The sequence below is a fragment of the Janthinobacterium sp. CG_23.3 genome (assembly GCF_046115965.1).
Lineage (GTDB): Bacteria > Pseudomonadota > Gammaproteobacteria > Burkholderiales > Burkholderiaceae_D > Janthinobacterium.
In genome coordinates, this window is sequence record NZ_JBJXIB010000162.1 from 1 (window position 1) to 11,846 (window position 11,846).

9 protein-coding genes and 1 pseudogene are annotated in these 11,846 nt (G+C 58.5%); 3 read left to right on the forward strand and 7 right to left on the reverse strand.

Annotation, left to right across the window (positions count from 1 at the left end; translation table 11 throughout):
- Window positions 1-89 precede the first annotated feature (89 nt).
- The 4 genes from ACFDR9_RS25085 to tssB all read right to left on the reverse strand — a co-directional run bounded on the left by ACFDR9_RS25085 (window position 90) and on the right by tssB (window position 3,425).
- On the reverse strand, window positions 90-620 hold the full coding sequence (locus ACFDR9_RS25085; protein ID WP_409032718.1) for a hypothetical protein: 531 nt from the start codon (window positions 618-620) through the stop codon (window positions 90-92).
- Between the two features lie 153 nt (window positions 621-773).
- Entirely contained in the window at window positions 774-1,259 is a 486-nt protein-coding gene (locus tag ACFDR9_RS25090; protein ID WP_409032719.1) for an Hcp family type VI secretion system effector, read from the reverse strand.
- A gap of 91 nt (window positions 1,260-1,350) precedes the next feature.
- Entirely contained in the window at window positions 1,351-2,844 is a 1,494-nt protein-coding gene (gene tssC, locus ACFDR9_RS25095) for a type VI secretion system contractile sheath large subunit (RefSeq protein ID WP_409032720.1), read from the reverse strand.
- 41 nt (window positions 2,845-2,885) lie between these two features.
- Complete coding sequence (gene tssB, locus ACFDR9_RS25100) at window positions 2,886-3,425, reverse strand: type VI secretion system contractile sheath small subunit (protein WP_409032725.1); 540 nt, start codon at window positions 3,423-3,425, stop codon at window positions 2,886-2,888.
- 250 nt (window positions 3,426-3,675) lie between these two features.
- Here tssB and ACFDR9_RS25105 point away from each other — a divergent pair, with 250 nt between their 5' ends.
- Window positions 3,676-6,993 (forward strand): winged helix-turn-helix domain-containing protein, encoded by a 3,318-nt coding sequence (locus tag ACFDR9_RS25105; protein WP_409032721.1) that lies wholly within the window; start codon window positions 3,676-3,678, stop codon window positions 6,991-6,993.
- 10 nt (window positions 6,994-7,003) lie between these two features.
- A complete protein-coding gene (locus tag ACFDR9_RS25110; protein WP_409032722.1) occupies window positions 7,004-7,408 on the forward strand; it encodes a hypothetical protein in 405 nt (134 codons plus the stop codon).
- Window positions 7,409-7,411: 3 nt separating this feature from the next.
- Here the strand turns inward: ACFDR9_RS25110 and ACFDR9_RS25115 are convergent, their stop codons facing one another.
- Window positions 7,412-8,182, reverse strand: coding sequence for a hypothetical protein (locus ACFDR9_RS25115; RefSeq protein WP_409032723.1), 771 nt, complete (start codon window positions 8,180-8,182; stop codon window positions 7,412-7,414).
- A 586-nt stretch (window positions 8,183-8,768) separates the two neighbouring features.
- Between ACFDR9_RS25115 and ACFDR9_RS25120 the strand changes: the two genes are divergently transcribed.
- Window positions 8,769-9,977, forward strand: coding sequence for a branched-chain amino acid ABC transporter permease (locus ACFDR9_RS25120; RefSeq protein ID WP_409032724.1), 1,209 nt, complete (start codon window positions 8,769-8,771; stop codon window positions 9,975-9,977).
- Window positions 9,978-10,485: 508 nt separating this feature from the next.
- Here the strand turns inward: ACFDR9_RS25120 and ACFDR9_RS25125 are convergent.
- A complete protein-coding gene (locus tag ACFDR9_RS25125) occupies window positions 10,486-10,680 on the reverse strand; it encodes a heavy-metal-associated domain-containing protein (RefSeq protein WP_026132816.1) in 195 nt (64 codons plus the stop codon).
- A gap of 614 nt (window positions 10,681-11,294) precedes the next feature.
- Window positions 11,295-11,750: pseudogene (locus ACFDR9_RS25130) on the reverse strand (group II intron maturase-specific domain-containing protein); the annotation flags it as partial.
- Window positions 11,751-11,846 lie beyond the last annotated feature (96 nt).

An 11,846-nucleotide genomic window follows, 5' to 3' on the forward strand; every position in this document is an offset into this window, starting at 1 on the left:
GCGGGGCGGTTTTGGTGGCATGCACGCATGATGCGTTATCCACGATTCGTTTACAACAACTTTCTACGCTGTACGCTCAGGCTGAATAGTCACGAAAAATTCTTAACTTGGGTGGATTGGCTTACAACCCCGGGGCCGGTTATTGGTGCATCACCATCGTTAATCCTAATCAACCGTTCCGGACCCGGTCCGACCGCAATAATCACTCGATTGCAGTAAGTTTCTATGGATTCTCCGTTGAACTTATAGTCGATCTTAAATTCTTCCGGCTTTTCGATCGATCCAGAAAGTAGCGATATTTTTTCAGCCTCGCCGTCAAGCATCAAGCATCCGTTCCGGTTAAACTGTTCCTCTATCAAACTTGAAAATTCATGCGCCTTCATGAAGTTTACACCATGGGAAGATGAGGAAGCTGATCCATGCGCCGATACCGCCGGCCTCGATAAATTCGCTGCCAGCAAGTTCGATGGCTGTCCCATCGCATGGTTAGCTGGCAGCTTCGCCCATAAATGCGGTAGCCCGACGGCATTAACCTCGTCGTGCTGGTTCCCCTCTGCGGTGCAAAGCGTGGCGAGATATGCGGCGGCGGATATGCCTCTGCCGATAATCAGTGTGCGCATCGTGATGACTCCTGCTTTTATTAAGCGGCGATTTCAATTGGCCAACCGGCATACTGGAATCCCAGTTGTGATAACAGCGATCAAGAATGGATTGACGTAAAGGTGGCGATATGTCGCCACCCCTACCAGTTTCCTTCGACTGAAATGGCGAGTTCAATCCGCCTTCATCGTCCCCAAATTCCAATTCCACGTGCCAGTGCCTTTTTTTGTCGAATCCGCATTCTGCTGCGAAAACGTCGCAGTAATTTTGGTAAAATTAATCGAAAACGAGTCGTTCGGAATGCCGCCTCCCCCACCACAGCTCATTTGTGAAATCATGGCATTTTCCATTATGTAGGTCATGAAATTCATATACACGCCATTCTCGACACGGCCGATATTGAGCGTAGCCGGCCCGATTTTTGCACCTTGGGTACACGCCTTGAACAGTTCAGTCGTCGACAGGTCCGAAGACTTCGAAAACGACATTTCCGACAGAACTGGACGGCCCATCGTCCGCTCTGTGTTACCCGCATCGCTGCCCATCGGCAGATAGGCGTTATGGGAAAACGAACTGACGATGATCATGTCGGGAAAACCGTCGATAGTGCAGTTACCTTTGTACTTATCGCCCAGGTTTAAAATGAGAACGTCTGACATTTTGTGCTCCGTATAGTGAGCGCGGCTGGCATGGAAGACAGCGTCGCGCTATTTGAAAATGGGATGCGCGGGACGTTTCCCGCCACGCGAATTACGCTGCAACAGCCGCCGGCAGCTCTGCCACCAGGCGAATCGACGTCGTCAATTCCTCCATCTGGAAGTGCGGGCGCAGGAAAACCGTCGCCGAATACGCGCCCGGCTTGCCTGGCACGTCGGTGACATCGACCCGCCCTTCCGACAGCGGGAAGCGGGCCTTCTCTCCTTGGGATGCGTTGGCGCTCAACAGCACGTAGTCACTCAGCCAGTTGTTGAGGAACATCTCAACACTTTGGCGGCTCTGGAAGCTGCCGATCTTGTCGCGCATGATCACCTTGATGTAGTGAGCAAAGCGCGACGCGGCCAGCACGTACGGCAGGCGCGACGACAGCGCCGCGTTGGCGTTGGCCGCGTCCAGGTTGTACAACTTCGGTTTATTGACCGACTGGCCGCCAAAGAACGCCGCCACATCCGAACCCTTGGAATTGACCACGGCAATAAAGCCCAGATCGTTCAACTCCTTCTCGCGCCGGTCGGTGATGAACACCTCGGTCGGGCATTTGAGCGCGATGTCGCCCTCGTCCGTCTTGAAGGTGTGCGCCGTCATGCCGGTGATCTTGCCACCGCCTTCGACGCCGCGAATGGCCGTGGTCCAGCTATGCTTGGCGAAGGAATCGGTGATGCGCAGGCCCAGCTGATAGGCGGAATTAGCCCACAGGTATTTGCTGTGGTCCTTGCCGTTGACATCTTCCTCGAACGCGAACGAGTCCACCGGGATGGTCTTGGCGCCATACGGCAAACGGGCGGCATAGCGCGGCAGCACCAACGCCACGTAGCGCGAGTCTTCCGACTCGCGAAAACCGCGCCACGAGGTCAGTTCGGCGCTCTCGAAGATCTTCGACATATCGCGCGGTACGCCCAGCTCGGTGAACGAGTTCATATCAAACAGCGAAGGGGCGGCGGCGGCGATGAACGGCGCGTGCGCGGCGGCCGCCACTTTCGACAGGCGTTCGATCAAGGCCATGTCCTGCGGATGGCGGCCGAAGTAGTAATCGCCGATGAACAACGAATACGGGTGCCCGCCAAAGGTGCCGTACTCTTCCTCGTAAATTTTCTTGAACAGCGCGCTCATGTCGTGATCGACGGCGCCTTCGAGGTCTTTCAACAGCTCTTTCTTGGACACGTTCAGCAAGCGCAGTTTCAGCTTGGTGCTCGTTTCTGTGCCGAACACCATGTCGCGCAGGCCGCGCCACGATGCTTCCAGCGTCTGGAAACGTTCATCGTGCATGATGGCGTTGACCTGGTCGCTCAGGATCTTGTCGATCTGGGCAACGCGTTCATTGATCATCGTCACGATGCCCTTGTCCGGCGCCGCCTTCATGCCCTCGTCAAGCACCTGGGTGGCAAACTGCCCCAAGAGTTTGCGCGCATACACGTTCTGCGAAGGGTCGACCGCCATTTTGCCTTCCTGGACGATACGATCCAACAGGCTCATTTCCACTACGGCGGCATTGCCGGCGCCGCTTTCAACCGTTTGAGTGCTGGCCATAATTGAACTCTCTTCAAATGTTGGAATACATCAAGGCGCGATCAGGACGCGACCGCTTCGGCACTGTCGGCCGTCGCCTCAGAGGCTGGCTCGGCGGCATCGTCGGTGCGCAGGGTTTTCAGCTCTTCGGTGTTCTGCACGATGTTTTCGAGCAGCGAATCGAGTTCGTCATTGCCGTCGAGCTTGCCGAGCAGGTCGCGCAGTTGCTGGCGCACTTCGAGCAGCTTGGCCAGCCGCGGCACTTGATTGACGATGGCCTCTGGATGGAAGTGGTCGAACTCGGTGAAGTTCAATTCAATCTTCAGGCTGCCCTCGCCCTTGTAGGTGTCGGGCACCGACAGGTCCAGGCGCGGCGCGATCTTGGCCATGACTTCGTTAAAGTTGTCGCGGTCGATTTCCACCAGGCGGCGCGCCTTCAGTTTAGGCGGCGCCACCAACGGCTGGCCGGACAAGTCGGCCAGCAGGCCGACCACCAACGGCAGTTCCTTCTTCTCGACGGCGCCGCCGATTTCCACGTCGTAGGTAATCTGTACGCGCGGCGGACGATTGCGTCCCACCCATTTTTGCAAGCTCTCTGACATCACACCCTCACTCGTTGTTAGACTTGTGGAACAGACGATCGAGCAGGCCGACCAGAACGCTTTTACGGGCCTGACAACACCGTCAACTTGTTTTTGTAAATCGGGTAGTTCGGAATTGATGGTAGGAGTTCGCCGCCGCGTAACACAAGTAACAACCTTGGTCTCGCTTCTACAACAGTGACGTCGACACGATGACGAGGCCGTGATAGGATGCAATATTGTCATTTGACTACTACCAACTTCCGATACCATGCTCCGTCGCCTTTCCCCGGTTGGCACCGCCAGCCAGGTTGGTAACGCGTTCCGTGCCAAAGCGCGGTTCCGCCTCGGCGCGTGGCTGGTCGACCCTTCATCCAATTCCATCGAAAGCGCCATCGGAACGCGCCAAATGGAGCCGCGCACAATGGATGTGCTGGTGGCACTGTGCCGCGCCAACGGCGAGACGGTCAGCACGGAGCAACTGTTGGAGCAATGCTGGGGCAGCACGATTCATGGCGACAGTCCCGTCCACAAAAACATAGCCCAGCTGCGCCGCCTATTGGGCGACGACGCGGCCGCGCCAATCTTCATCGAAACCATCCGCAAACGCGGCTACCGCACTGTTGCGGAGCTCGATTTCACCGTGGACGATATCCACCGCGTTTCACATTGGGATGGTGGCTCGCCGTTCCGTGGCTTGCTGCCGTTCGACGAGGCCCATGCACCCGTGTTCTACGGCCGCGACGAGGCAACGCGCAAACTGGCGATTGCGGCGCAGGCCCAGATCGACAGTGGCCTCGCCCTGCTACTGCTGCTGGGTCCTAGCGGTTCAGGCAAAACCTCACTGGTGCAGGCGGGCCTGTTCCCGGCGTTCTCGCGCGCGCAGGCCGGCGCCGCGCTGCTGGCCACGACAACGTTCGACGTCGCCGACCAAGGCGAACAAACGCTATTTACCGCGCTGGCCGGCGCGATGCTGGACTTGCAATGGGACGAGGCATGCGCCTTTCCAGATGAAAACGCGGTTGCGCTCGGCAAACGCCTGGAACACGATTGCGCCAGCGTCGGCGAACAACTTCACGCCACGCTGGCGCCGCAGCGCCCTGGTATGCGCTTCGGCATTTTCATCGACCGCTTTGAGGCGCTCTTCAACGCCAGCCGCGTCGGCGAGCAGGAGCGTATCGCGTTTCTGGCAACGCTGGCCCATCTGGCGCGCAGCAGCGCCTGCCTGATCGTGCTCGCCTGCCGCAACGATTTTTACCCGAGCATTGCCAAACTTCCGCTGCTCATCGAGGTGAAGGCGCATGCCGGCCACGTCGATCTTGCGCCGCCCAGTTTCAGCGATATCGCGCAGATGATCCGCAAGCCGGCGGCGGCGGCGCAGCTGAGCTTTGGCGTCGATCCCGTTACGCACGCCAACCTTGACGATATATTGTGCGAGAGCGCCACCGCCAGTCCGGACGCCCTGCCCTTGCTGCAATACTGTTTGCACGAGCTGTACCGCTTGCGCACGCCCGAGGGCGAGCTGAGCTTCGACGCCTTTTATGAGCTGGGCGATCTTGAAGGCGCCATCGGCCGGCGCGCGGAACAGCTTGTCGTCGGCCTGACGGAGGGGCAACGCGCCGAACTGCCCCACATCATGTCGCTGGTGACGGTGCTATCGATCGACAAGGAACAGATAAGCAGCCAGCGCGCGCTGTGGTCCGCGCTGCGCAGCGAAGCGGCGCGCCAGACGGTGGCGGCGCTGGTCGAAGCGCGCCTGTTTGTCAGTGACCTGGCCGGTGGTACGCAGGTGTTCGGCATTGCGCATGAGGCGATCCTGCGGCGTTGGCCACGGATGAAAGAATGGATAGCGGCGCACCGCGATGCCTTGCGCGCGCGCGGCAGATTGGCCCAGCAGGCGGCACGCTGGAGCGCGGATGGACGGCGTGTCGACCTGCTCATCCCGCGCGGCAAGTTGCTGGACGAGGCCAAAGCGCTGCGCGATGCCGCCTTGTGGTCGTTGGAGCCGGCCGAATCCGAGCTGATTCGCTTGTCCAACCGCCGGGCGCGCCAGTTCGCATGGGCGCGCCTGTCCGCGCTAGCGATGATCATCGTGCTTGCCGTGCTCAATTCCGCGCTCGCCCTCAGCGCGCTGTCGGCCAGGCGCGCAGCCGAAGCACGCCGTACCGAGGTCGAAGGCCTGGCCGACTACATGCTGGGCGACTTTGCCGACAAGCTGCGCCCCCTGGGCAAGCTCGATTTACTGGAAGGCATCAGCGGCAAGGCGCTTGAATACCTACGCGGCTCGCAAACGGACGCACTCAGCCAAACCGGGTTGACGTTGCGCGCCAAGGCATTCCAAGTGATCGGCGAAGTCAGCCGATCGCGCGGCAACGCCGTTCAGGCCATTGATGCTTTGGACAAAGCCAGCGCCATTTTGAAGCGTCAACATACCTTGAATCCCAACGACATCCATGTACTCAACAATCTCGGTGTCAATGCCTACTGGGTTGGTCAGCTGCACAAGGATCACAACAACTTGCAGGCAGCTGCGCTGGCGTGGCAGCAATATCTGCAGTTTGCCAATCAGCTGCACGCGCTTGAGCCGGACAAGGTTGATTGGTGGATTGAACAGTCTTACGCCCACAACAATCTCGGCTCGCTCGCCATCGCGCGGGGAACGCCGGAGTTTGCCGCGCCCGAGTTTGCCGCGTCCATCGCATTGAAGGAAGGCGCGCTGAGCCGCACGCCCGAATCGAAAGTACTGATCGCTGAACTGGCAGACAGTTATTCCTGGCTGGGTTTAGCCAGGCAGTCCTTGGGTGAATTGAAGTCGGCAGAAAACTTGTATCAGAAGGAAATGGAACTCGTTTTGCGGCTGCGCGCTCAATTTCCCGACGAGTCGATGTGGGTTAAGCGGCAGGTCCAGGCACTCCAGCATCGTGCCACGATGGCGCTGGCGTTGGGTCACGACGACACCGCCTTGGCCGACCATACAGCGGCAAAAGCGCTCTTTCTGCGCATCGCCCGGGAGGACGAGAAGAACCACGCGTGGCAAGTCGAACTGGCAAATATCGAACAGGACATATTGCGCGTGAAAGCGCGCCGGGAGCCCCCGTCCGCCATTCTGCCCCGGCTCCGGCAGGTGCATTCGACGTTGGCGGCCTCGCTGAAACTCAATCCTCAAAACGTCCTGTGGGCGAGCAGCGAGGCAGTGGCCCGCTATCAGCTTGCGAAGGCCGTGCTAGCAAGCGGTAACGCCGCGCTGGCCAGGCGAGAGAGCGAATCGGCCACTGCGCAGCTCAAGACCTTGTACGCCAATAACCCGGCAAACTTCAAGGTACGGCTTTTGCTGGTCGAATCCCTGCTGGTCTACGCAACGATACTACGCTCGGAAAAAAACCAGGGACTATCGGCGAAAATTTGCCGGCATGCCTATGCCTTGATTGATCCTGGGACCAAAGCCACCATGGACTTTCAAATCCTCGACCCGTGGGGACGTGCGACCCTTTGCCTGCAGGAAGGTCATTCCAGCAACATCCCGTGGAAGCGATTGCATCAGATTGGCTATCGCGACTCCATTTATCGTCAACTGAACTTCCCCCAATAAGAAAGACTCTATGTCACGCAACCACCCTCGCCTTATATCTCAAATAGTCGTCCTTGTCTCTATCACCGGCTTGGACAGGAAAGCACAGGTCTCCTACACCTATACAGACCCCGAAACGGGTTTGCTGCACGTTGAGGCAACGGGATGTTCCCTCAACGCACATGCTCCCTACCATACCGTGTATGCCCTCGACTACGCGGCTACGCGCAATGGATGGTGCTTCAAGAAAAAGATCAAGCCTAGAAACGGCTCAAATACTATTCCTCATTATCGCGCGGATAACCGTTTGTTGATGGTTACTGAATATGACGAGCTAGACACCGAATATCATTTCTATCTCCTGTTCAGAAACAAGGTCACTGGTAAAAGCATCCATGACGATCCGCAGGAAGGCAACATTACCACGCCGAAGTAAGGACTAAGTCCAAAGCGCGTCGGCTGGACGGCCTTGCGCTGAACGCAGGGAGGAGTGCATGAACTTCTGCAAGATATTGAAGATTTCCAGCGCCAACTCCTCCTGCAGCATTATGCCGAGATCGCCATAACAGTCGCATTGCTGGAGAAAAACAATGTCTTCCGTGCCCGCATCAATCAGCCGTATCGACGCGCGCGCACGGCGCTGTTCCACCCTGACACTCACTTCGATGCGGTGATGCTGCGCCGGGTCGATGTCTTGCCCATTGCCAAAGCGCTGAAATAGTAGCAGGGCGAGTTCTTCCTCAAGTCCGCAGGTGAACTCGTTTGTGCCGTTGTTCGGGGTGAGCACTCGCAATGGCACCCACTGCGTTTTGTTGCACGGAACAGGCCGTTTTCTTTCACATGGCGTCAGCTCCGGCACATATGTTCCGGGCGGAATCACAATTTGGAAGCTGCCGCAATTGCTTGCTGTTGCGTAATATTGAGCGAGACGACCGCGCAGCCGGCCCATCTGCACCCTCACGACAGGATCGGTAGTCGTATCGTAATCACGCGCATCACGCCGAAATACCTCAATCCCCACCGCGTACTCGCTAATCGATTCTTCCATGCCACTCAGTTTCCTGATCATCAGGAACGACAACATGGCGCGCATACGTGGCGCCTTAACGAATACCGGGCTGCTCAGCACGCGCTCCACAGCCTGCCACCGCTCATCGCTTTCCATTGAGGTTGCGGCAATATTCGATGCAACAGAGATAGAGGCATTCATATTCGTCCCAATCATAAAAAGTGATTCAGTCGTTGCACCGTCGAGTGCCTGAATTCACTGTATCGAGCCGAACGATTTTTTACCTTTCGATTACCTTACGATTGCAAGCTATTGATTTAAATTAGTATTTCGGCACGTTGCAAGTCGATTCGCAGCCTCGTCCGCGCGTCAGCGCAGCGCCCCAAGCCGACCCGTGCAGCCCAATCCCGGCCACGCAGAGCGTCCATATCCGCGGCCAATGGGAGGGTGAGGTGATCAGCGGCGCCGGCAACCGCTCCCCGGTCGGCACGCTGCTCGAACGCGCGACCGGCTTCGTGGTGCTCGCCAAGCCACGCTGATCAACGACGCGCTGAAATGGACTGACCGGGCGTTGGGCGACAACGGTGGTTCCCTTTTCGATATCGGCCCTCGCAGACAATCGAGCAAGATTTTGGTAGCGCTAATTGTTTACGTTTCTTAAGATGACTAATCTTCATTCTCTTCGGATACATCGGCCATGCCCCCTCTCTCCACAAACAATAGTGTTCCGGCCGAAGCATCCGGCGTCGCGCGCTGGCGCGTAGCCGTCTCCGCGTAAAGCTTGTTCATGGCACACTATCGCGGCACGCAATCGCGCAAAATCCCCGCCGCTCTGGCCCTGCTCGGCGCGGCGCTACTGCTATTCCCCTTCCTCGCGTCCCAGTTCGGCAATTCATGGGTGCGCATTATGGACATGGCGCTGATATACATCATGCTGGCGCTGGGCCTGAATATCGTCGTCGGTTTCGCCGGTCTGCTCGACCTTGGCTATGTTGCCTTCTACGCGCTTGGCGCCTACCTGACGGCCTTGCTGGCGTCGCCGCAATTCTCGCTCGTGCTGGCGTCCGTCGTCGACACCTATCCGCTGGCCGGCAACGCGCTGCTGTGGATGTGCGGACCGGACGTGGCGGCAAACGGCGTGCATTTGCCGGTATGGTTGATCGTCCCTCTGAGCGCGGCGCTGGCCGGGTTCTTCGGCGCCTTGCTTGGCGCGCCGACATTGAAACTGCGCGGCGACTACCTGGCGGTCGTCACGCTCGGTTTCGGTGAAATCATCCGCCTCTTCATCATCAATCTGAATGCGCCGGTAAACATCACGGACGGCCCGAAAGGCATCGACATGATCGATCCGGTGCGCCTCTTCGACGTGTCGTTGGCGGGCAAGCCCGGTTCCGGGTCCATGCTCGATATCGGCGGATTCGCCATGCCCTCGGTGAACGCGTATTACTTCCTGTTCCTGTTCCTGTGCGCCGCGACTGTCTTCGTGTCGCTGCGTTTGCAACATTCCCGCCTCGGCCGCGCCTTCGTCGCCATACGCGAAGATGAAACGGCCGCCCAGGCGATGGGTATCAATACCCGTAACGTCAAGCTGCTGGCCTTCGCCCTGGGCGCGTCCTTCGGCGGCGTGGCGGGTTCCATGTTCGCCGCGTTCCAGGGTTATATATCGCCCGAATCGTTTTCGCTGAACGAGTCAATCACGGTGCTGTCGATGGTGGTACTGGGCGGCATGGGACATATTCCCGGCGTCGTGCTGGGCGGCGTGATTCTGGCCGCATTGCCCGAACTGTTGCGCCACGTGGTCGAGCCGATGCAGCGCCAGTTATTCGGACTAGTCTTGATCGAGGCGGAGATATTGCGCCAATTGTCATTGGGCCTGGCGATGGTATTGATCATGCTGACCCGGCCGGCCGGCTTGTGGCCCAGCCCCAGCCCCGAAGACGGGGGCTTGGGCGATGTCCGGGAAGCGCCGCTTGAAATGCCGGTGCGCGCGGGCTAGTATTTGCTCGTCCGGCCGCGCAATTGCGACGGTGCGATGCCGAACAGGGCGCGAAAGCTGGACGTGGCCGGCCAAAACGAAAACGACTTGAAAGCGGGCTTTTTCTTTACTGCGAATTCCTGGAGGCGAGGACTTGGCGCGGGAGGCAGTTAGGTACTGGGCCTTTGCAACGCATAAATATCCTCGCACGAGCAGCTTTCACCGCATCCGCAATTGGGGCCGCAGGTACATCGGTGCAGTCGGGAGAATGCCGGGCAGCCACACAAACAGCGCCCGGGCAGGCAAAAACGACATCGGCACTCGAAGGTGTCAGTTGTTGGTTTATATAAATTCGTGAATTTCATAGCAGCGATGTTGTTCGCATGGTGACAGTTTGATTTTTTGGCGCGCTGATGAAGCCTGCCGGAAAGGGCGCCGGTGCCGCGGATAACCGCATTGGCCGCGCACCGCCACTCAAATCGATTAAAAGGTGCGTGATGGGCACGAGCCTTACTCCCTGATTACTCGCTCACTGCTTATCCGGGTACCCGGCCTCGCTAAGCGCCACGAGGAAAGCGCTCTCGTCCAAGGCGCTATCGACGCGAACTTCACGCGCGGGAGGATCGGTTTCGACGCGGGCTTGCGGGTCGACGCTCAGCAATGCCTTGGTGACGATCTTGGCGCAGCCGCCACAGGTCATGTTTGGAAGGTAAAAACGGATCATCTTGATATCCTGGTTGGGTTAGGGTCCGACTACTATGGGGTTTGGCAGCGTGGTAAGGTCAACCACTTTCCAGCGAATTTTCTACTTTGACGTCAATAACGAACATGGCACTGTGTTCAGTGATCGTAGCGAGGCGGATGCTGCACCTGCAATGCATGTCGTACCCCGCGGAGACTGAGCGGGTGGATGATCATTCTCTGCGAATCGTCGCCTGGCTGAGCGCGATGGCGTTCGGCACGCCATGCAGGTCGCCCGACATCGGCACCACGTCGGCCGCCTCGGGCCAGCGGATTATCGGGGCACGATGAGCCGGGTCACGCCGCCTTGGAAGGCGAGCGCGCTGTCGATTCGAGCCAGTCGGCCTGGCGCAGGCATAAGATGGGACGGCGGGACCTTGTTTGAACTCAAACCAATGGTTTGAACGTTCTTGGCGATTGCCTGGCTCCACAGTGGTTTTCGCCAGAAATAGCAACGGGACCTATTTTGGCAGACGGTACTCGTGCTGGCGCACAGGGCGGATCGTTCAATCTGCATAGGGGCGGCCAATTACTGGCCGGTCCCCTGCCACACCACCCGGCATGCGGGTCCGCACCGGGCGGTTCGAGTAGTTGAGGTTATGAGAGGCGAGGCATGCCAAGGCGGTCAAAGTAGGCGATCGTCAACACATTGTTCAGCGCCATCCGACTGTTTCGCCACCAGCGCCGGCTGTTCGCCGCCACCAGTCGCGCCACCTTTTCCGACGCCCCAAGGGCCAGCAGTTCCCGGTACATCGTCGTGCCACGCTTCCAGTGCCTTAACTGGATTGTCCGCATCCGGTGGCGCATCCATTCGTCCAGCTCGCGCCAGAGCTTGGGGGTATGAGCCAATCCAGAGTAAGCTTTCCAGCCCAACACATAGCGGCGTAGCGGCTCGACCAGTTCGGTCATGCTGCGCCCGCAGGTACGGCGGGTCAACTGCCGTATCCGCTGCTTGAACGTCTCACGCGCCTTGACCGACACGGCGCGTTTCACCTCGCCTTTCGGGGCCGCCCACAGGCTGCAACCCGGAAACTTGCGGCCAAACGCGCCCGCCCCCCCTGTGCCAATATAACTTGAGACACCTACCCGATTAATTTAAAGTACAGCGGTAGGTTCCAACATGCACAACCGAAAGCATCAAATTAGCAG